Origin of the sequence: Kribbella sp. NPDC059898 (assembly GCF_042730855.1) — a bacterium.
Classification (GTDB): domain Bacteria; phylum Actinomycetota; class Actinomycetes; order Propionibacteriales; family Kribbellaceae; genus Kribbella.
Map to the genome: position 1 here is coordinate 130,967 of NZ_JBHWKR010000008.1, position 20,841 is coordinate 151,807.

19 protein-coding genes and 1 pseudogene are annotated in these 20,841 nt (G+C 69.7%); 9 read left to right on the plus strand and 11 right to left on the minus strand.

The genetic code is table 11. The features are described 5' to 3' along the window. Positions 1-21: 21 nt before the first annotated feature. The 3 genes from ACFV9C_RS24895 to ACFV9C_RS24905 are packed head-to-tail and all read right to left on the minus strand — an operon-like array spanning position 22 to position 2,704. Positions 22-1,020: a metal ABC transporter permease gene (locus ACFV9C_RS24895; RefSeq protein WP_380197180.1), complete on the minus strand. Its 999-nt coding sequence runs from the start codon at positions 1,018-1,020 to the stop codon at positions 22-24. Then, a complete protein-coding gene (locus ACFV9C_RS24900; protein ID WP_380197182.1) occupies positions 1,017-1,766 on the minus strand; it encodes a metal ABC transporter ATP-binding protein in 750 nt (249 codons plus the stop codon). Before ACFV9C_RS24900 ends, ACFV9C_RS24895 begins: the two co-directional genes overlap by 4 nt. Next, positions 1,763-2,704: a metal ABC transporter substrate-binding protein gene (locus ACFV9C_RS24905; protein WP_380197184.1), complete on the minus strand. Its 942-nt coding sequence runs from the start codon at positions 2,702-2,704 to the stop codon at positions 1,763-1,765. Before ACFV9C_RS24905 ends, ACFV9C_RS24900 begins: the two co-directional genes overlap by 4 nt. Before the next feature lie 169 nt (positions 2,705-2,873). Between ACFV9C_RS24905 and ACFV9C_RS24910 the strand changes: the two genes are divergently transcribed. Next, a complete protein-coding gene (locus ACFV9C_RS24910) occupies positions 2,874-4,031 on the plus strand; it encodes a YibE/F family protein (protein WP_380197186.1) in 1,158 nt (385 codons plus the stop codon). Positions 4,032-4,085: 54 nt separating this feature from the next. After that, positions 4,086-5,225, plus strand: a complete 1,140-nt coding sequence (eboE, locus tag ACFV9C_RS24915) for a metabolite traffic protein EboE (RefSeq protein ID WP_380197188.1) — start codon at positions 4,086-4,088, stop codon at positions 5,223-5,225. On the opposite strand, the gene ACFV9C_RS24920 is transcribed toward eboE, so the two are convergent. The 4 genes from ACFV9C_RS24920 to ACFV9C_RS24935 all read right to left on the minus strand — a co-directional run bounded on the left by ACFV9C_RS24920 (position 5,184) and on the right by ACFV9C_RS24935 (position 10,572). Beyond that, complete coding sequence (locus ACFV9C_RS24920) at positions 5,184-6,047, minus strand: FAD-dependent monooxygenase (protein ID WP_380197190.1); 864 nt, start codon at positions 6,045-6,047, stop codon at positions 5,184-5,186. The genes eboE and ACFV9C_RS24920 overlap by 42 nt on opposite strands. A gap of 145 nt (positions 6,048-6,192) precedes the next feature. Beyond that, positions 6,193-6,489 (minus strand): DUF6703 family protein, encoded by a 297-nt coding sequence (locus ACFV9C_RS24925; protein ID WP_380197192.1) that lies wholly within the window; start codon positions 6,487-6,489, stop codon positions 6,193-6,195. A 22-nt stretch (positions 6,490-6,511) separates the two neighbouring features. After that, positions 6,512-7,603, minus strand: a complete 1,092-nt coding sequence (locus tag ACFV9C_RS24930; protein WP_380197194.1) for a class I SAM-dependent methyltransferase — start codon at positions 7,601-7,603, stop codon at positions 6,512-6,514. Beyond that, complete coding sequence (locus tag ACFV9C_RS24935) at positions 7,600-10,572, minus strand: ATP-binding protein (protein ID WP_380197196.1); 2,973 nt, start codon at positions 10,570-10,572, stop codon at positions 7,600-7,602. Before ACFV9C_RS24935 ends, ACFV9C_RS24930 begins: the two co-directional genes overlap by 4 nt. Before the next feature lie 65 nt (positions 10,573-10,637). Here ACFV9C_RS24935 and ACFV9C_RS24940 point away from each other — a divergent pair, with 65 nt between their 5' ends. From ACFV9C_RS24940 to ACFV9C_RS24960, 5 genes are all read left to right on the plus strand, one after another. Beyond that, on the plus strand, positions 10,638-10,919 hold the full coding sequence (locus ACFV9C_RS24940) for an antibiotic biosynthesis monooxygenase family protein (RefSeq protein WP_380197198.1): 282 nt from the start codon (positions 10,638-10,640) through the stop codon (positions 10,917-10,919). Between the two features lie 82 nt (positions 10,920-11,001). Beyond that, positions 11,002-12,387, plus strand: coding sequence for a glycine--tRNA ligase (locus tag ACFV9C_RS24945; RefSeq protein WP_380197200.1), 1,386 nt, complete (start codon positions 11,002-11,004; stop codon positions 12,385-12,387). Positions 12,388-12,389: 2 nt separating this feature from the next. Beyond that, positions 12,390-13,058, plus strand: a complete 669-nt coding sequence (locus ACFV9C_RS24950; RefSeq protein WP_380197202.1) for a hypothetical protein — start codon at positions 12,390-12,392, stop codon at positions 13,056-13,058. A 1-nt stretch (position 13,059) separates the two neighbouring features. Further along, entirely contained in the window at positions 13,060-14,181 is a 1,122-nt protein-coding gene (dusB, locus tag ACFV9C_RS24955) for a tRNA dihydrouridine synthase DusB (protein ID WP_380197203.1), read from the plus strand. 526 nt (positions 14,182-14,707) lie between these two features. Beyond that, positions 14,708-16,303, plus strand: a complete 1,596-nt coding sequence (locus tag ACFV9C_RS24960) for a DUF222 domain-containing protein (RefSeq protein WP_380197205.1) — start codon at positions 14,708-14,710, stop codon at positions 16,301-16,303. A gap of 180 nt (positions 16,304-16,483) precedes the next feature. Here ACFV9C_RS24960 and ACFV9C_RS24965 read toward each other — a convergent pair. The 4 genes and pseudogenes from ACFV9C_RS24965 to ACFV9C_RS24980 form a co-directional block, all read right to left on the minus strand. After that, positions 16,484-16,900: pseudogene (locus ACFV9C_RS24965) on the minus strand (transposase); the annotation flags it as partial. Positions 16,901-17,434: 534 nt separating this feature from the next. Further along, positions 17,435-17,920 carry an AAA family ATPase gene (locus ACFV9C_RS24970; protein WP_380197206.1) on the minus strand — a complete coding sequence of 162 codons (486 nt, stop codon included), beginning with the start codon at positions 17,918-17,920 and terminating at the stop codon, positions 17,435-17,437. Between the two features lie 33 nt (positions 17,921-17,953). After that, on the minus strand, positions 17,954-18,337 hold the full coding sequence (locus ACFV9C_RS24975) for a PPOX class F420-dependent oxidoreductase (RefSeq protein WP_380197209.1): 384 nt from the start codon (positions 18,335-18,337) through the stop codon (positions 17,954-17,956). A gap of 11 nt (positions 18,338-18,348) precedes the next feature. After that, the gene (locus ACFV9C_RS24980) at positions 18,349-19,269 is read right to left on the minus strand and encodes an NAD-dependent epimerase/dehydratase family protein (protein WP_380197211.1); all 921 of its coding nucleotides are present in this window, start codon (positions 19,267-19,269) and stop codon (positions 18,349-18,351) included. Positions 19,270-19,408: 139 nt separating this feature from the next. Between ACFV9C_RS24980 and ACFV9C_RS24985 the strand changes: the two genes are divergently transcribed. Both ACFV9C_RS24985 and ACFV9C_RS24990 read left to right on the plus strand, forming a co-directional pair. Beyond that, positions 19,409-20,740, plus strand: a complete 1,332-nt coding sequence (locus ACFV9C_RS24985; protein ID WP_380197212.1) for a hypothetical protein — start codon at positions 19,409-19,411, stop codon at positions 20,738-20,740. Beyond that, entirely contained in the window at positions 20,707-20,832 is a 126-nt protein-coding gene (locus ACFV9C_RS24990) for a hypothetical protein (protein ID WP_380197214.1), read from the plus strand. Before ACFV9C_RS24985 ends, ACFV9C_RS24990 begins: the two co-directional genes overlap by 34 nt. The last annotated feature ends 9 nt before the right edge of the window (positions 20,833-20,841 follow it).

Here is a 20,841-nt window from a genome sequence, read left to right on the forward strand (position 1 = left end):
ATTCTCTCAGAAGTCGGCAAATCAGTGCTCGTCCCAGTGATCACCGTGTGCCGCGTGCAGGTGACCGTCGTGGACGTAGTCGACATGGTCCCCGTGTTCGACCTTCTTGTGACCGCACTCCTGGTTGTGCGCGTGCGGATGCCCCGCGCTCACCACATGCGGCTCCGGTGCCGGTACGCCGACCTCAGGCTCCTCGTCCGCCAACGGCCGCGCCGACCGACGGCGGAGCAGCGTCCCGACCACAGCCGCCACCACGAAGCCGGCCAGCGCCAGTACGACGATGGTCGCGCCAGGTGCGACGTTCGCGTTGTACGACGTGACGATGCCGGCCAGGCACGCCAGTACGCCGATGATGCACGCGGTCACGAACGTACTGCGGAACGAGCGCGTGATCTGCTGCGCCGTCGCCACCGGGACCACCATGAGCGCGCTGACGAGCAGGAGCCCCACCGTGCGCATAGCCACCGTCACGGTGACCGCGGCCATCACGGCGATCACCAAGTTGAGCACCTGGACCCGGAGTCCCGTCGTACGGGCGAACTCCTCGTCCTGGCATACCGCGAACAGCTGTGGGCCTAGGCCGATCGCTACGACCAGCACGGCGATCGCCAGGCCTGCAACGACGTACAGGTCGCTCTGGGAGACCGTGGTGAGTGAGCCGAACAGGTAGGTGTTCAGTGTTGCGGCGCCCTGACCGGCCAGGCCGATCAGCAGGACACCTCCCGCGATACCGCCGTAGAACAGGAGTGCCAGCGCAACGTCGCCGGTGGCCTTGCCGCGGGCGCGGACCAGTTCGATGGCGGTCGCGCCGGCGATCGACACGATCACCGCGGTCAGCACCGGCGCCGTCCCGGTCAGCAGACCGAGTGCGACTCCGGTGATCGCGATGTGCCCGATCCCGTCACCCATCAACGACAGCCGCCGCTGCACCAGGTACGTCCCGATGGCCGGCGCGGACAGCCCGGTCAGCAACCCGGCGATCAGCGCGCGCTGCATGAACTCGAGTTCGAATATCGTCATGAGGGGAGCCACCCCGGTTCGTCGTCGGCGGTTTGTGAGTGGTGGACGTGGGCGTGGGTCTGCGAGGCGTGCGGCGGTCCGTCGTACACGATCCGGCCGCGGCGCATCACCACCGAGCGGTCGATCAGCGCGTCCATCGGGCCGAGGTCGTGGCTCACCATCACCACCGTCGTACCGCGCTCGACCCGCTCGCGGACCGCGTCGGCGAAGATCTGCTGGCTGGCCAGGTCCACGCCCGCGGTCGGCTCGTCGAGCACCAGCAGGTCCGGATCGGACACCAGCGCCCGGGCGATCAGCACCCGCTGCTGCTGCCCGCCGGACAGCTCGGCGACCGCGTCCTTGCGTCGGTCGGCCATGTCGACGACCTGCAGCGCGTCCTCGATCGCTTGCTTGCCGGCGGCACCGAGCGGCGAGAACAGCCGGCGCTTCGAGAGCAGCCCGGACGACACCACCTCGTACACCGTCGCCGGTACGCCGCCGGCCGCGGTGATCCGCTGCGGTACGTACCCGACCCGGCGCCACGCGCGGAAGCGGGGGACCGGCGTACCGAACAACCGGACCTGACCACGGGCCGCGGGCAACAGCCCGACGATCGTCTTGATCAAGGTCGACTTGCCGGACCCGTTGGTGCCGAGGACGGCCAGCACTTCACCCTGCTTGATCCGCAGATCGATCCCGCGCAGGATCAGCCGGCCGCCGAGATCCACCGACAGGTCGTCGACGCTCACCGCGTTGTCAGCCGTCACGAGCAGCCGTTCGCTTTCTCGAGTTCCTGCAGGTTGCGCCGCATGAGCGTCAGGTAGGTGTCCTTCGAGTTCGCGTCCGACAGGCCTTCGATCGGGCTCAGTACGGCGGTCTGGACGCCGACGTCGTTCGCGATCGTCTCGGCCACCTTCGGGCTGACGAGCTCCTCGTAGAAGATCGTGGTCACGTGCTGGGCCTTCACGATGTCCTGGACCTCCTTGATCCGGCTCGGCGTCGGCTCGGCGTCCGGCGTGAACCCGGCGATCCCGATCATCGTCAGACCGTACCGCTTCGCGAGGTAGGCGAACGCCTGGTGGCTGGTCACGAACGTCGTCAGCCTGCAGTGCGCGAGACCGGTCTTGTACGCCGTGTCCAGCGCGTCGATCTGGGCGAGCAGCGCCTTCGCCCGCTCGTGGTACCCGGCCGCGTTCGCGCTGTCGACGGTCGCGAGCTTCTCCTCGACGGCCTTGACGACAGCGGCGTACCGGACCGGGTCGAGCCAGAAGTGCGGGTCGAGCGCGTTGTCCTTGTGCGCGATCGGCGCGGCGCCGGTGTGCTGCTCGAAGTCCGCGCCGGTGTCCTCCAGCTGGGCGACCGGGGCGACGTCGAAGCCGGCGTCCTTGGCGTTCTGGTCGACGGCCTCGTCGACGGCCGGCTGCAGGTCCTTCTCGTAGACGACCAGCTTCGCTTCGGCGATCGAGGCGACCTGCTTCGGCGTCAGCTCGAGGTCGTGCGGCTCGACGCCTGGCGCGGTGAGAGTGGTCACGTGCACCGCGTCGCCGCCCACCGTACGGGCGATGAACTCGAGCGGGTAGAACGAGGTGACCACGCTGAGCTTGCCGTCGGCAGTACCGTCGGCGGTCGCGGCGCCGCACCCCGCGAGGGCGAGGACGGCCAGCGTCGCGGCACCGGCAATAATTGCGCGAAGACCAGATCTCATGACAATCATTTTCATTCTAGCTGGAACTGATTGTCAAAACAGGGAGTAGCCGATGGCCAGCCGCAACGTCGGGCGCCGGCGTGCCGACCGCAGAGGCAACCGCCGCAGATCTCACGGGCACGGACACGGTCATGGACACGGCCACGGGGATCATGTCGTCGATACCTGGGTGGTGAACTCGGACGCGGTGGTCGCCCGCCGGGTGCGGATCGTGGTCGCCGCCGTACTGGTCCCGCTGATCGTCGCCTCCGTGGTGCTGCTGATCGTGCTCTGGCCGGGCGGCGGGGTGAAGGTGCAGGGGTACCAGACGAGCACCGCGCGCGGCGAGGTGACCGCGCTGAAGGTGTGCCCGAACCCGCAGGACAAGTGCAATCTGGCGACGGTCAAGCTGAGCAACGGCCCGGACAAGGGCAGGGCCGTCCCGGTCCAGGTGCCGACTGCGGGCGGTACGGCGATCGCGGTCGAGACCGGCCAGGTGATCATGCTCGGCGTGCAGGACGGCGCGCCGCTGGACCAGAGGTACCAGTACGTCGACCACGACCGGACCAAGCCGCTGCTGGTCCTCGCGGTGATCTTCGCGATCGCGGTCGTCGCGCTGTCCCGGTGGCGTGGGTTCGCGGCGCTGATCGCGCTCGCGGTGACGGCGGTGATGCTGACGAAGTTCATCCTGCCGGCGATCCTGCGCGGCTCGAGTCCGTTGCTGGTCGCGGTGGTCGGCGGCGCGGTGATCATGACGATCGCGGTGTTCCTGACCCACGGGATCAACGCGGAGTCGGCGATCGCGCTGGCCGGTACGATCGCCGCGCTCGGGCTGACCGTGCTGCTCGGGTGGTTCTTCACGAAGTTCTCGCAGCTCAGCGGTCTTGCCGCGGACGGGGCTTCGACGGCGAAGGCGTTCGCACCGAACCTGGACATCAGCGGTCTGCTGGTGGCCGGGATGGTGATCGGCGCGCTCGGGGTGCTCGACGACGTCACGGTGACCCAGGCGGCCGCAGTGTGGGAGCTGTCCGCCGCGAACCCGGCCGCGAGCCGGCGCGAGCTGTTGTCCGCGGGCCTGCGGATCGGGCGTACGCATGTGGCTTCGGTGGTGAACACCCTGGTCCTCGCGTACGCCGGTGCCGCGATGCCGGTGCTGCTCGTGTTCGCGATCCAGGACCTGCCGATGCTGTCGGTGATCTCCACCGAGCCGGTCGCGATGGAGGTGGTCCGCGGCCTGGTCGGCAGCCTCGGCATCATCGCGGCCGTCCCGCTCACCACCGCGCTGGCCGCGATGGCCGTCGCGGACCGCTCCCGCGACCTAGTCGCGCGGCACCTCGTACGCTGCTAATAGGTCACGGAACGTCCGAAGGCACTCACTTTCCGTGGCTGTACGGGGGTGCTGATGAGGTTCAGGCATCGGGACGGTTCGACAGTTCATCTGGGGTACTGCGCGTCGGTGCATCCGGCCGCGGACCTGGACGAGCTCGTCGCGCGGCTCGACGGGTGCGCCGGGATTGTGCGGTCGACGCTCGACGCACCGGTGCTCGGGGTCGGGCTGTGGTTCCCGCATCGGCTGGCCGATCGACTGGCGAACTCGCCGGCGTCGCTGAGCAAACTCCGCCGCGCGCTGCACCGCAACCAGCTGGAAGTCGTGACCGTGAACGGTATCCCGCACACCGGCCGGTCCGCGGGCGTCGACCTGTACTGCCCGGACTGGACCGAGCCCGAGCGCCTTCGGTACACGCTCGACCTGGTCGACGTACTCGCGGAGCTGCTGCCGGACGATGCGTCGTACGGCTCGATCTCGACCGTGCCGCTCGCGTGGCGGGTGCCGTGGTCGCGGGCGCGCAACCGGGCCGCGCGGGAGGCGTTCGACCGCGTTGAGCAGCACCTGGCTCGTACGGAGGCCAGGACCGGTCGGCCGATCCGCATTGCGGTAGAAACCGAGCCTGGCTGCGTGCTGGAGATGATCGGGCAGGCCGCGGCGTGGCTGGACCGCTATTCGAGTCCGTACGGCGGTACGTCGCGGATCGGGCTGGGGCTCGACGTATGTCATCTGGCGGTGCAGTTCGAGGACCCTGCCGAGTCTTTCGGGCTCTTGTGGCGTGCGGGCGTCGATGTGGTGAAGGCGCAGCTGTCGGTTGCTCCGACGCTGGTTGACCCGTCTGACGCGTCCGGGCGGTACGTGCTCGGTCAGCTCGGCGTACCGAAGCACTTGCGGCAGGTGCGTGAGTGGGGTGGGCCAGGGGTGGACGACGTGGCGCAGTCGTCGCAGCTGTCGGGGCATGCGGCCTGGCGGATGCATGCGCACCTGGCCGCGCATTCTGCGCCACCACCTCCGCTAAGTACGACTACCGGCGTACTGGATGACTGTCTGGCGCGGTTGGTGGGTGGTGGGCATCCGTTGACGCACCACTTGGAGTCAGAGGTGTACGTGTGGTCGCGGGAGCCCAGAAACCAACAGGCATTGGCGAAACGGCTCAGCAAGGAGCTGTCGTGGCTACGGAACCGGCTGACCGCGCTCGGGCTTCAGGAGGTCTGAGTAGTCAGGCAGTGTGGTCGAGCTGAAGACCTTGCCTACAGCGTTCTGCGACCAGATGAGGCGCTGCAGCGACGTAGGGAGCTTGGCCAGCGTGGCTGCTGCTCCTGGCCTCAGCCGCACTGCGAGAGCATTGCTGGGGATGACCGTGCCCATGATCTTCGGGCTGAGCCTCCTGCTGCTGTCGACGAGCGGCCGGATCACCTGCTCGTAGTTGCGCAGCCCAGCGGGGCCGGCCGCAGCCAGCTCACCGGCCAGGACGTACGCCGCCACGACAGCCAGGCTCGTCCCACCGCCAACTGCCGGTCCGGGTGAGTAGCCCGCGTCTCCCACGAGTGCGACACGGCCCGCCACCCATGAGTCCAGGGTGATCTGGGCGATCGAGTCGAAGTAGAAGTCCTCGGCGTTCTCCAGGTGCTCCAGCAGCTGCGGCACCTTCCAGCCGTAGTCGCCGAACTCCTTCACCAGCTGGGCCTTCTGCTGGTCCTTGTCGCGGTGGTCATACGTCAGCTCGCCCCGGAACAGGAACCCCGCACGGACCTGCCCGGTCTGGCGTACGCCGTACACGCCGACGAGCTTGCCGACCGAGAAGTGCGCGAGTGTGTGGTTGCCGAGGCCGAACACGTCCGGCATCGAGAACACCGCGAGGTAGCCGCCGAGCGGGCGCTGCAGCTCTTCCTCGGAACCGAACGCGAGCCGTCGCACGTTCGAGTGCAGGCCGTCCGCGCCGATCACCAGGTCGAACCGGTGCCGCATCCCGGAGTCGAACGTGACGTCGACGCCTTCGCCGTCGTCGTGCAGGTCCGCGATCGAGTCGCCGAACACGTACTCCGTGCCGGGCGGCCGACGTGGTCCGCTGCATGGTCGCGCTCGGCGGCCTGTCCGACTGCGCGGTGATGATCGACCACGAGCCCGTCGAGGAGCTCCGCGAGGCCGCCGTCGAGGCTGCCTACGACAGCCTCGGACGGCCCTAACCGTTGGCGATGCGGGAGACCGCGAACAGCAGGATGAGCAGGATCGAGAAGATCCGCAGGAACTTCGGCCCGCCGGTCACGGCCGGCCAGGACAGGAACGCGAGCCAGCCGAGCAGCAACGCGAGCAGCACGAGCGCGGGCACCCCGACGACGACCGGCGCGAACACCCCGGCCAGCGCCAGCACCAGCGTGATGCCGGGCAGGGTCAGCTTGGGCGCGGCGTGCAGCTTGGCGACGTACGGATAACTGACCTTCGTGATCCGCTGCCGCAACGGGCTGCTCGGGGTGCTCATGCCCCTATTGTTCCAGGTCCCGTCAGGGGGTCAGCCGGTAGAACCTCCAGAACGGGTGCTCGATCGGCAGTACGTCGACCTGACCGAAGCCGGCGTGCTGCGCCAGGTGCCGGAGCTGGTCCGGGCGCATGATCGCGCCGACGACGTCGGAGTCCTCGTCCACGAGGCCCTGCGGCGTACACCAGAGCGTGCTGGCCGCGGCCAGGAACCGCTGCACCTCGTCACCGGGCGCGGCGAGCACCTCGTCGGCGTGCTCGTCCATCACGATCACCGAACCGCCTGGGGCGAGCGCGGTACGCGCCGCGATCAGCGCTTCGACCGGATGGGCGAAGTCGTGCACGCACTCGAAGAACGTCACCAGGTCGTACTGCGTCCCGCCCGCGACCACGTCGGTGATGTCGCGGACCTCGAACGAGACCCGGCCGGAAACCCCTTGTTCGGCGGCGTTTCGCCGGGCCCGGCTGATCGAGTCCTCGTCGTTGTCGTACCCGTCCACGTGCACCGCCGGGTACGCCTTGGCCAGCTCGATCGCGGACCAGCCCGCACCGGTTCCGAGGTCCGCGACCCGCGCGCCCCTGGTCAGCAGGTCGTGCAGTCCGGGCACGCTCGGGATCCACTCGGCCGCCAGCGAGTTCACGTACGCCGGCCGGTTCAGCAGCTCCTGCGCCCGGACGGCCTCCTCGCCGTACGCCGTGTACGGGACGCCGGCGCCGGTCCGGAACGCCTCGACCAGCTGGGGCAGCGCCCGGCCGACCGCCGGCACGATCGCGGCCAGCCCGCCCGCGTACACCGGGTGCGTCGGCTCCAGCAGGGCCTCGCGGACCCCCGGGGCCAGAGCGAACCGGTCGGTCCACACGTCCGTACCGTCGATTGTCAACAATCCGCTGATCGACTGCGACTGCAGCCATTCGACCAGGTACCGGTGGTCGAGGCCGGTCCGCGCGGCCAGCTCGGCCGCCGTCGCCGGACCGCCCTCGTCGAGCGCCCGGTAGATCCCGTGCACGTCGCCGAGGTAGATCGTGAACAGTTCGGCCGCGCCGAGTGCCGCGCCGAACATCCGTCCCATCAGCGCCTCGGCAGCTTCCGCGGCCCGCTGGTCGGTCGTGGTGGTCATGTCGCCCTCCCTTGGATCGGTGTCACTCCGGAGGCGCCAGGTGCCGGCTGGCAATGCCAGGTGACGTCGTCCTCCGGCTCGTACACGCACTGGCGGCCGGTCCGGACCGATGCCCGCAGATGCCGGCCAAGCGCCGGATGCACCCGCTCGATCGCCTTCACCGCAACGCCGATCCGCATCGAGACGGCCTTCCGGCTGCGCTCCACCGGATCGCCCGCGGACCGCGCCCGCCCGCCGAGCCCGAGCGCACCGGCCAGCTCCCGCGCCAAGAAGTCCCGCTCGTCCCGGAGCCGTTCCGCCCGCACCGGGTCGGTCGCCTCGGCCAGTTCCTCCTCCAGATCGAGCAACCGCCGCCGGTACGCCGTCCGCGCCTGCTGGTCGAGCACCGGTCCGAGATCAGCGCCCCGCACCCGTCCCGGACCGGACAGATCGAGCACACTCACCGGATTCCGCGGCCGGACCAGCAACGCGGCCAGGTCCCGAATCCCTTTGGAATCAGGCACATGCGCGGTCACACCGCGCCACGTCGTCTCCCAGCTCGCCCCCAGACACCGCAGCTCGCCCACGTCGCCCACCGCACGAACAGGCGGCACGCCGACCTCGGCAAGCGCCTTCTCCGTCTCGGCGACAAGGGCCTCCGCCCCCGCCGTGCGATGCGCCTCGAGCGCGTCCTCCAACAGCCGCCGAGCCTCCGGCCGGCCGAGCTGCGCCGCCAATCGGCCGAGGAACAACGACACAGTGCCAAGACACGCGCCACCGATCCCGTCGATCACCCACAACCCGGCGTACGGCGTGAGCGCGTCGTACACGAGCCGCGCCGCCTCCGGCTCGCCGAGCACCCGGGCCGCCTCGCCGAGGAACGCCAGCGACTCCAGCCACTCGGCGTCCCGGGGGATCGCGTCCAGACCGTCGCGTACCCGGCGCCGGGCGATGCCGCGGGCCACCGCCCTCGAACCGCTCCGGGCGAAGTAGTACGCCGACGGACCGTCAACCATCGGATTGTTGACAAAAGGACGCATCACGGTCTCGACGTACGTGCGCAGCTCCTCGACCACGCCGGTGAGGTCGGCGTGCGCGGCGCGCAGTGCGAACACCATCAGCCGGGCGTTCGGGCTGTCCGCGTCGTCGGCGAGTTGCGTGGCCTGGGCGATGCAGCTCGCGGCCGTCTCCAGCCGGCCGGACATCAACGCCCGCATGCCGTGCCAGATCGGCACCAGCCAGCTGTACAGCGGAAGCCGCAACGGCAGGACGGCCCGGGCGTAGGCCGCGATCTGTACGTCGGCCTCGACGAACCGGCCCTGTTCGAGCAGGGCAACCACCAGCAGCCGCCGGGCAAGCAGCACCAACGCCAGGTCACCGGTTGCGATCGACAGCATCCGTTCCGCCGCGGCGATCCGCTCGGCGACGTGATCCGGTCCTGAGAACACGTCGCACCACGCCGCCAACGCAGCGACCTCCGCCCGGGGGTCACCCGCCGCCCGCGCCAGTCGTACCGACTCATCGGCCAGCTGCCGTGGGCCGTCCCCACGATCGGTCGGGATCCGAGCGAGAGCCAGCCGCGCCACGGCGGCAGCCTTCAACGCGTCGTCCGGCAACCGCGCTACGACGCGCTCCAGGAGAGAGGTCTGTTCCTCGTCGCCGAGGTCCACCTCGAACCCGCCCACCCCGCCGCCCATCGCCAGTACGGCCCGCGCGACCAGTTCGGGATCGTCCGTCGCCCGCGCCACCGCCCGCAGCGTCTCCCGCCCCGCCGCGAGTTCCCCGGCCAGCACCTGCGCCGCCCCCAACTCCAGCCGGACCACCGGATCGTCCAGGTCCGCCCACCGGTAGAACCGCACTGCCTGCTCGTACCCGGACTGCCGTTGCGCCTCCCGCGCCGCCACCAACGCGAACTCCCGCGACCGCTCGACCGCGCCCGCCTCCCGGCAGTGCGCCGCAACCTGCCCGGCGTCGTTCCGATCAGCCAGCAACTCGGCCGCCCGTAAGTGCAGCGCCGACCGCTGATGCACGCCAAGCCCCGCGTGAACCACCTCACGCACCAACGAGTGTGCGAACCGGACCCGCTCCGCATCCACCTCGGCCAACCGCGCCGCAACGGCATCACCTAGTACGACGAGCAGGTCCGCGCGGGGCATGTCGACGACCGCCGCGAGCAGGTCGAGCTCCACGTCCTCGCCCAGTACGGCGGCGGCCGCGAGTACGTCGTACGTGTGCTGCTCGAGCCGGGCGAGCCGCCGTTCCAGCACCTGGCGTACGCCGACGGGCGTCTCGGTGGACGTCGTACCGCGGGCCGCGTGCCAACGGGCGAGTTCCTGGACGAAGAACGGGTTACCGCCGGTGCGGGCATGCACGGCGTCGGTGTAGGCGGAGTCCGTACTGCCCAGCACCTGTGCGACCAGCTCACCCGTCGCGGCGCGGTCCAGGCCGGCGAGCGGCAGTCGTACGAACGACGGCGGCAGCGCCCGGAGCGCCTCGGCGGCCGGCTCCGGTACGTCGACCGCGTTGTCACGGCTGGTGACGAGGAGGAGGCACGGCAGCTCCGGGAGCAGGCCGACGACGAACCGGAGCAGTGCGAGCGCGGACCCGTCGGCGAGGTGGACGTCCTCCAGGATGATCACGGCCGGCTGCTCCGCGGTCGCAGACCCGAGCTGGTCCGCGACCGCGGCGTACATGCTGGTCCGGGCCAGGACGGTGTCCGCTTCGTCGGTCGGCGCGATCGGCAGGTCCAGAGCACGGAACGCCTGCCGCCACGGCCAGTACGGCAGCGTCTCGGTCTCCGGGCAGCGGCCCCACGCCACGGCGTACCTGCGGCCGCGCGCGACGTCCGCGAGGGCCGCGGCGACGGTCGACTTCCCGATCCCGGCGTCACCGATCAGGAGCGCGCCCTGGCCGCGGCCGCGCTCGACCTCGTCCAGCAGACCGGTCAGGGTGCTGAGCTCCCGGGTCCGGCCGACCACACGCTCGGGCATACCGACACTGTGCGGCGGCGGCCGTCGCTGCGGAAGGTCTGATCGCTTACCGTAAGGTGACTCGCGTGTTCGTGGTGATCAGGTTCCGGGTGGGGGAGTCCGAGCAGGCCGGGTTCGGAGAGCGGTTGCAGGCCGCCGTCGACGTGCTCGCGCGGCAGCAGGGGTTCGTCGCGGCCCGGACCGGGCGGAACGTGGACGACCCGGAGCTGCTGGCGCTCACCCTCGAGTTCGAGAACGTCGGGAGCTACCGGCGGGCGTTGTCGCCGTACGACGTGAAGCTCACCGCCGTGCCGCTGCTGTCGCAGGCGATCGACGAGCCGACGGCGTACGAAGATCTGTTGATGTAGCACGGATTCGATACGCGGCGCTCAGGACCGATAGCCTGGTTGCTTCCGTAGATCTGTCAGTACCCCGTTCTGGAGTTCAAAAGTGCCCGTGGAAACCGTCGATGCCGTCGTCAGCCTCAGCAAGCGGAGAGGCTTCGTGTACCCGTGCGGCGAGATCTACGGCGGTACCAAGTCGGCCTGGGACTACGGGCCGCTCGGCGTCGAGCTGAAGAACAACGTCCGCGGCCAGTGGTGGCGGACCATGGTCACCGGCCGCGACGACATCGTCGGGCTGGACTCCTCGGTGATCCTGCCGACCCAGGTGTGGGAGGCGTCCGGGCACCTGTCCGAGTTCGTCGACCCGCTGACCGAGTGCCAGTCCTGCCACAAGCGGTTCCGCGACGACCACCTCCGCGAGGACTACGCGCGCCGGAAGAACAAGGACGCCGACGAGGTCAAGCTCGCCGAGATCGCCTGCCCGAACTGCGGCAACAAGGGCACCTTCACCGAGCCGCGGATGTTCAACGGCCTGCTGAAGACGTACCTCGGCCCGGTCGAGTCCTCCGAGGGCCTGCACTACCTGCGCCCGGAGACCGCGCAGGGCATCTTCGTCAACTTCGCGAACGTGATGGGCACCGCCCGGAAGAAGCCGCCGTTCGGCATCGCCCAGGTCGGCAAGAGCTTCCGGAACGAGATCACCCCCGGCAACTTCATCTTCCGGACCCGCGAGTTCGAGCAGATGGAGATGGAGTTCTTCGTCGAGCCCGGCTCCGACGAGGACTGGCACGAGTACTGGCTGAAGGCGCGCTGGGACTGGTACACCGGCCTCGGGCTGAACCCGGACAACATGCGGTTCTACGAGCACCCGAAGGAGAAGCTCAGCCACTACTCGAAGCGCACCGTCGACATCGAGTACCGGTTCAACTTCGGCGGCAAGGAGTTCGACGAGCTCGAGGGCATCGCGAACCGCACCGACTTCGACCTGACCACGCACTCCAAGCACTCCGGCGCCGACCTGTCGTACTTCGACCAGGAGAAGGGCGAGCGCTGGACGCCGTACGTCATCGAGCCCGCGGCCGGCCTGACCCGGAACGTGCTCGCGTTCCTGCTCGACGCGTACACCGAGGACGAGGCGCCGAACGCCAAGGGCGGCGTCGACAAGCGGACCGTGCTGCGGTTCGACCCGCGGCTCGCGCCGGTCAAGGCCGCCGTACTGCCGCTGTCCCGAAACGCCGACCTGTCACCGAAGGCCCGCGACCTGGCCGCCGAGCTGCGGAAGAACTGGAACGTTGACTTCGACGACGCCGGCGCGATCGGCCGCCGGTACCGCCGCCAGGACGAGATCGGTACGCCGTACTGCATCACCGTCGACTTCGACACCCTCGAGGACCAGGCGGTGACGATCCGGGAACGCGACTCGATGAAGCAGGAGCGCGTCGCGCTCACCGAGGTCACCGGGTACCTCGCCCAGCACTTGGTGGGTTGCTGACGATGAAGGTCGCACGGGGGCTACTGGCGGTGCTCGCCGTACTGGCGCTGGCGTCGTGCTCTGACAGCAAGAAGGACGCCGGCGGCGCACCGTCGACTGCTCCTTCGGCTCCTTCCGCTACGCCGACCGTTGCCGAGTCCTCGTCGATTCCGACCGCGTCGACGCCCTCGCTGACCCCGCTGCCGACGCCTTCGAAGCCCTGGCCCACGCCGACCGTCACCGGTGCGCCGGCCGACGACGCGCCGCTGGCCGAGCGGATCACGTTCGCGATCGCGAAGAAGACGCAGCTCGCGGCGGGCAAGGCCGCGACGACGACAGTGAAGTGCCCCGGCATCGACAAGGTCGAGACCGCCGGGCAGCACAACCTCGACTGCACCGTGACGTACTCCGGGAAGCCGTTCACCGGGACCCTCACGGTCGACGCGAAGCAGTACAGCGCGTCGTACAAGTTCACGTCGCCGAAGATCGCGATCGCCCGCGCGAAGGTCGTCGACGCGGTGCTCCGGACCGCCGCCGGCGCGTCCAAGGTGACCTGCGACATGGACGAGATCGGCATCGTCGTCCACGACGGACCCGGGATCGGGTGCGACGTGACCACCACCGCGAACGCGGTCCAGCCGTACCGGGCGTCGATCACCGGCGACGGCGACGTCGTCGTGAAGCAGGCGTGACGTGCTGAAGCTGGGCAACCTCACGATCGACACGCCGGTGGTGCTGGCGCCGATGGCCGGCATCACGAACGCGGCGTACCGGCGGCTGTGCGCCGAACAGGGCGCCGGGCTGTACGTGTGCGAGATGATCACGTCGCGGGGCATCGTCGAGGGGGACCAGAAGTCGCTCGACATGCTGACGTTCGCCGAGAGCGAGACCGTGCGGTCCGTGCAGTTGTATGGCGTGGACCCTGTCTATGTCGGGCGGGCAGTGCAGATCCTTTGTGATTCCTATGGGGTCGCGCATGTGGACCTGAACTTCGGGTGCCCGGTGCCGAAGGTGACCCGCAAGGGCGGCGGCGCGGCACTGCCCTGGAAGCGGAACCTGCTCGGCGCGATCCTGCGGTCCGCGGTGCACGCGGCGACGCCGTACGGCGTACCGGTGACGATGAAGACCCGGATCGGGATCGACGCCTCGCACCAGACCTATCTGGACGCGGGGCGGATCGCCGAGGAGTCGGGGGCGGCGGCGATCGGGCTGCACGGGCGGACCGCGGCGCAGGCGTACTCCGGTCAGGCAGACTGGTCGACGATCGCCTCGCTTGTCTCGCACGTGTCGATTCCGGTGCTCGGGAACGGGGACATCTGGGAGGCCGGGGACGCCCTGCGGATGGTCGCGGAGACCGGGTGCGCCGGGGTGATCGTCGGGCGCGGGTGCCTCGGGCGGCCGTGGCTGTTCCGCGACCTGGCGGCGGCGTTCGCCGGCGACGAGGTGCTGGAGCTGCCGACGCTCGGCGAGGTCGCCTCGGTGATGCGGCGACACGGCGAACTGCTCGCCGAACTGATGGGGGAGCAGCGCGGCCTGCGCGACTTCCGCAAACACGTCTCCTGGTACCTGAAGGGCTTCCCCGCCGGCGGCGAACTCCGCGCCGCCCTGGGCATGGTCGACACCCTCGCCAACCTGGACGCCCTCCTCTCCCAACTGGACCCCACGGTCCCCTTCCCCGTCGCCGAACTAGGCGCCCCCCGAGGCCGCCAGGGAAGCCCCCGAGACCACATAACCCTCCCCGAAGGCTGGCTCAACGACACCGACGGCCTAACCACCGACCTAGCCGAAGCCGAACTAGGCATCTCCGGCGGCTGAACACCCGAACAACCACGCCGAGCAGCGACTGCCTGTTGGCCACCTCCGGCGGCATGCGACCGCCTAACCCGTGCCGCACCTACCTGTGCGTGCTGTTCTACCTTGATCAGGTCCGCGGAGGGCAGGACACCGCCTCCGGCGGCGTGCTACCGGGCCTCACCCGTGAGGCGCTCGCGCATGCGTGCTGTTCTACGTCCTGGGTGTGGCGACGTGCGGACACCGCCTGCGGCGGCTGGTTGCTGGCCGCCTCCGGCGCCGCCCCGCCCGTGAAGCGGCCCCGCGTACGCTTGCCGTTCTACCTCCTGGACCTCCGAAGCGGACAAGCGCCTGCGGCGATGCGTGTTGAGACCCTTCTCCGGCCCAGAGTCAGAGACTCCGTGAACCCGCGCTGCTCAGTCAGAAGTTTCCACAGCAGCCCGGGGCCGCAAACCGACAGTGACTCGAAATCTGTGGATAACTAATCTCCTTGAAAATAAGGGGATCCCAGGCTTTGAAAACTGTCGGAGGCGCCAGCTAGAGTCTGTTCATGGACATTCTCGGCGGACGCACAGTGGTTGCTATCGGCAACCACGAGGTGTTGCCTGCCCTGGACAAGGTCCGTGCCGAGATCGCCCGCCTGCGATCTGTCGAGTTGCAACTCATCGCCCGCTCCGAGACCGACGGCCTGGCCGAGGAAGTCGGTGCCCGCGACACCGTCGAACTCCTCACCGTCCGCCACCGCCGTGACCGTGCCGAGGTCTGGCGCGACGTCCGCGTGGCCCGCGCGCTGCCCAAGTACCAGGCCGTGAACGACGCCCTGACCGGCGGCATCGAGTCGGCCGACGGCACGGTCCATCAGATGCAGATCGGCCACGCGGCCGCGATCATCACCGAACTCGAACGCGTCCGTGACCGCGTCCCGGTCGAAACTCTCGACGTCACCGAGCAGCAACTGGTCGGCCTCGTCCCCACCCACACCCCCCAAGAACTCCGCACCGCCGCGAAGCACCTCTGCGACCGGATCGACGCCGACGGCCCCGAACCCGCAGAACACAAGGCCTATCAGCGCGAATCGTTGACGTTGACCACCGCCGAGAACGGCGTCAAGTTCCGCGGCTACCTGTCCAACGAGAACGCCGAACTCCTCCGCGCCGTCGTACACGCGGGTGCCCGCCCGCACAAGACCGTCGACGGCGAACACGACCCTCGCCCGCGGGACAAGCGTCAAGCCGACGCGCTGACCACCGCGTTGACGGTGGCCGCGAACGCGTGGGACACCGACACCGCCGGCCACGGCGCGAAGGCGAACATCACCGTCACCATCGACCTCGACGACCTGAAGTCAGCCACCGCCCACGCGACCGGCCAAACCGTCTACGGCGACGACCTGTCGGCCGCCACGATCCGGCGTCTGGCCTGCGACGCGAACGTCATCCCGCTGGTCCTGGGCTCGAACTCCGAACCCCTGGACGTCGGCCGTCGGGAACGCCTGGTCACCAGGCACATCCGCCACGCCCTGATCGCCCGCGACCGGGGCTGCGTGGTGTGTGCGGCGCCGCCGGTGATGTGTGACGCCCATCATCTGACGCACTGGGTCGACGGCGGAGCCACGGCCCTGACCAACATGGCGCTCTTGTGCCGACGGCACCACGTGGATCTGCACAACGACCGCTGGACGATCACCATCACCGATGGCAAGGTCCACGTAGCCCGCCCGGCCTGGGCCGACTCAACCTTTGTATGCGCTGCCCGGCCACCGGGCCCAGACCTCGCCCAACCGGCTGCGGGCTCAACCCAACCGGCCACCGCAGACAGGCGACCCGCCGGTGCCGGTGCCGGTGCCGCCCGACCGGCGGTTGCGGTCGCCGTGCGAGCTGATCAACCGTCGGGTGGCGTCCGGCTCGCGCCTGAGCCGCTGGATGTCGTGCCTGCCTGGCCTGAGCACCCCGACAGCAGACCCAGACCGGCCGAACCCAACGAGCCGGCAGGCGACCCCTGCGGCGATACAGCGGTGCCTGCTGCGCGGACCAGTCGGTGGAAGGCTGACGACGCGACGCTGACTGCTGCGGCTCGTTTCGCGGTGTGGGGTGAGCGCGTAGCCACCGGGCCCGCGACCGGGCCGCCGTCCTTCGTCACCATCTGAGTTGGGCTCCGGCTGACGGCGGACTGGTATGTCCGTGGTTCGTGTGCTGATCGCGAGGGCGCCAGCACCCGGGTCTTCCCCGACCCCGCACCGGCACCGCGCCGGACGGCTCGGCGACCTGCCAGGTGTTGTCGCGGAGACCGAGGGTGCTGGGGCGTGCCGATCGCATCCGCCGCGCCCGGCTTGCTGGATCGCGTCGACGAGCTTGTCGTAGGAGCGTGGGGCTCGGGCCTTCGTTGTGGTGACGAGCTGGCGTCGGGTCGCGGTGGTGAGTCCTTGGGGTCCGCCGAATCGGGTCAAGAGCTCGAGGACGGCGGGGTGCTGGATCTTGGGGCCGAGCACGCGTTCCAGGGCGGGATGGACCTGGGTGAGCAAGCCGCGGATCCGGTTGGTGACCCGGGTGACCTCGCCGGCCAGGTCGTCGTCGTAGCCGACGATGACTTCCAGGTCGGCCAGTGGTTCGTCGCCGGTGTCGACCCGGCACAGCGCGTGCGGGATCGAGCGGGCGGCCTCGGCGATGAGGTAAGCGTCGCGGGCGTCGGTCTTGGCGTTACCCGGGTGCAGGTCCGCGATCCTCCGCATCGCCAGCCCGGGCAGGAGCTCGCATCCGGCCGGTTCGATCATCACGCTCGGCCGAACTCTGACCAAAACACACCGCGCACACACTCGCCGACTTCCGAGTCGGCCGATGATCGCCGGCTCCTGGGGTTATGTGTCGGTCAGCGCACAGCGGCCGTCGGTCGACGGCTCGGTCCTGACGGCCATGTTCCGGCGAACTCGCGTTGAGGCGGCAGACGTTGAGCAGGCACGGCAGGTCAGACGTGGACGGTGTGGGTGAAGGCCGACAGATTCGGGTGAGCGCGCCGGGCAGGGCGCCGGGGGATCGCCGCTGTTTGTCGGCCGCCTTCGGCTCGGGCTCACGCCGCCTTCGGCACGGGCTCACGCCGCCTTCGGCTCGGGCTCACGCCGCCTTCGGCTCGGGCTCACGCCACCTTCGGCACGGGCTCACGCCACCTGCGGCACGGGCTCACGCCACCTGCGGCGCCTTCCTATGGTCCGGCAGGTCTGTGTGTGTGTACCGAAGGACGGTTAGTGGTGGGGGTTTCGGGGGTGGTGGGGAGTTGGTGGGTACTACCCGTTCTTCGGTACGTGGGGTAGCAGTTGGTCGGGGGACAGGGCGCCTTCGTCTGGCTCGGGGGGTTCGAAGTTGGACAGGTGGTGGTCCAGGACGGTGTCGGTGACGTCTCGGCGGTGGGGTGAGAGGCGGTTGTGGTGCCGGCGGGCGCGGACGGTTGCCTCATTCGCCTCGACGTACACCAGCCGGAACTCGACCCCGGCCCCAACAGCCAGCGCCCGCCACCCGTCCCGCAGGAACCGCGGCGAGCTCGTGTCGTCCACCACCACCGTGTCCCCGGCCGACAGCAACTCCAGCACCTCGGCCTGCGCTACCTGGTGCGTCCGGGCCCACTCCTCGATCGGGATCCCGTCCCCGCCCCACAGGCCGCGCCGTTCGTTGATCTCGTCGAGGCTCACGACCCGCGCCGGCAGCCGCCGGGCCAACTCCCGCGCGACCGTGCTCTTCCCCGAGAACGAGGTACCGCACAACAAAACCAGCACCCCTGCATCCAACCACCAAAGGCCGGCGGATCCTCAGCCCATACCGACCTTCTGGTGGTCCGGTTCTACGACGAGGACGACCCTTTCCTGGTCGCGCGGGTACTCGAGGTCGATGTACTTCGCAACCAGCCGGTCGATGATTTCCCACGCCGCGTCGCCCTCGATCCACTCCACGACCCGCCCGCGAATCGTCACCGGTTCGAACGGGTTGCCGACCGGGACGATCGACAGCGCCAGGCGCGGGTCGCGGCGCAGGTTGCGGGCTTTGCGCATCCCCGGCCCGGTGAAGAAGACGACCTGGTCTCCGTGCGCGCCGACGTACACCGGAGTGTTGTGCGGAGACCCGTCCGGCAGCAGGGTGGCGAGGTGACCGTACGACGCGGTCTCGAGGACGGCGCGGACAGCGGGTTCGAGCATGGCGTACTCCTTCAGCGGTTGTTGTCCGCGCGCCAGGCGGCGTAGTCGGCGACGGCGGCGGCGATGTCGTAGCCGGGTGTGAACCCGGTGTCCCGGGTGAGCCGGGAGATGTCGAGGTACGGGTCCTGCCCCGGCCCGAGCCGGCGTCCGGGGAGCAGGCTGAGCGGTAGGTCCGGGCGGAACTGCCGCACGGCCTCGACGAACTCGCCGTTGGTGACGGGGCGCCCGCTGGACACGTTGTAGACGGTGTGCGGCAGGCTCTCCGCGACGGTCAGCAGCGCGATCGCGCGGCCGGCGTCGGGTCCGTAGCAGCAGTCGCCGCCGTCGTCGGCGTACAGGGCTTGCGGCGTCTCCCCGCGCAGTACGGCGCTGATGTACGGCGGCATCGGGTTGAACGGGGATTCCGGGTCCATCAACGGTCCCCAGGTACTGCCGATCCGCAGCAGGACCGGTTGTACGCCGGTGTCCTGGAGGCTGTGCGTGGTGAGCGGTTCGACGGCCTTCTTGAACGCGATGATCAGCAGCGGCAGGTCCGCGGTCGGAAGCGCCAGGTCCTCGTGCCACGGGATCTCCGGCCGGCCGATGTAGTTGCCGATGCTGCTGGCGACGGCGAACCGCCGGACCCGCCAGGCGCGGGCGGCGTCGAGCGCGTTGAGCAGACCGGCGAGGTCGGCCCGGAAGTACGCGACCGGGTCGTCGCCGGGAATGCTGCCGGCCAGGTGCACGACGTCGGTGAACTCGTACTGCTTGCCCAGGGCAAGAAATGCGTCCCGGTCGGTGACGTCGAGGGACTCCACCGTCACCCTGCCCCGCAGGAACGAGGGCACGTCGGCGGCGCGGTGCGAGGTGACCACGACGTCGCGGCCGAGGTCGGTGAGTGCGCGGGCGGTGTGGGCGCCGATCATCCCGAGGCCTCCGGTTACCAGAATCATGCCGCCGACCCTAGGAACCCGCCGCCGCCCACGTCTTGAACAAATCCCGCAAACCCTTGACCCGCAGGGCGATCCGGGAGAACTTGGACGGCAATGCACTTACGAGTCACTTCCGAACATGGTTCGTAAAGGGGTGTCCATGGACATCGTGATCGGCGTCGTCACGCACGTGACGCATCACGAGCTCTTCCACGACGCCGCGCGCACCCTGCGCGGTGTGGACCTGAAATGGGTCACGTACGACCACGAGGACGAGATCCGCGACCGGGTCGCCGAGTTCCTGAGTACGACGCACCTCGACGGCTTCCTGGCCGGACCGGTGCCGTACACCGCGAGCCAGGAACTCCTGCCGCCCGGCCTCCCGGTCGGCGTGATCCGGTCGTCGGCGCTCGACCTGACGCTCGCGCTCCACCGTGCACAGGAACGCGGCTGGGGGCGTACGCCGGTCAGCATCGACACGTTCCCGGCCGAGGCGGTCGAAGCGGTGGCCACCGCACTGGACCTCGACCAGGACCAGATCGACTGCTTGCCCTACGCACCGACCCAGACCGTCGACGAGATCGCGGCGTTCCACCGGGACGCGTTCGATCGGTTCGGGGAGCGCAGCTACGTGATCAGCGTGCGCGCCGCCGTACGCGAGCAACTGGCCGGGCAGATCCCGATCATCAGCGGGATGCCGGTGCCGGCCACGATCCGGACCGAGCTGCACGAGCTCGCGCTGCGGATCGAGTCGGAGCGGGCCAGCGCGCAACGGTTCGCGGCCGGGGTGTTCCAGATCTCGGACGCGCCGGACGAGGAGCGGGCCCGGATCGGGCTGATGAACCACCTGCACAACACCCCGGAGTTCGCCGGCGCCTGGATCGAGAACCGCGGGCGCCGCGGCGTGGTCGTGTTCGCGCACAAGGCGCTGTTCGAGCGGATCACCCGCAACTGGGTCGCCGTACCGGCGCTCGCCGAGGCCGCGGCGGCGCTCGGTGCGCGGATCTCGGCCGGGTTCGGGGTCGGCGTCTCGGCCCGGAACTGTGTGCTGCTCGCCGAGCAGGCCGCGGTGCGGGCCGAGCTCGCCGCCGAACCGTGCGCGTACCTGTTCGAGGACAGCGGTGTCGTGATCGGCCCGATGGGACCGGCCGGCGAGGCGTTGCGGTACTCGTACCGGTCGCACGGCGACGACGTCGAACGCCTCGCGAAGTACGTCGGTCTGAGCGCTGCCACCGTCTCCCGGCTGGCCGCGCTGGACCAGGAACTGCAAGGCCGCACGCTGTCGCCTGGGGAGCTTGCCGGTCATCTCGGAATCACGGACCAGAGCGGGCGCCGCCTGATCCGGACTCTCGACGCCGGCGGCCTGGTGAGCGTCGAGGGGACCGCCCAGCACCACCCCAAAGGACGCCCGACGCGACTGTACCGACTGCGCATCGCCCAAGCGTTGGAGGCACAACCATGGAGCTCACCCGCCGCCACATCCTCGAGCTGACCGGTCTCGGACTGGTCCCGCCCGCGCTCGAGGCGCTGACGATGTCGCACCGGCTGCACCTGTTCGACGCGGCCCGTCAGGCTCCCCAGTGAAAGGAACGC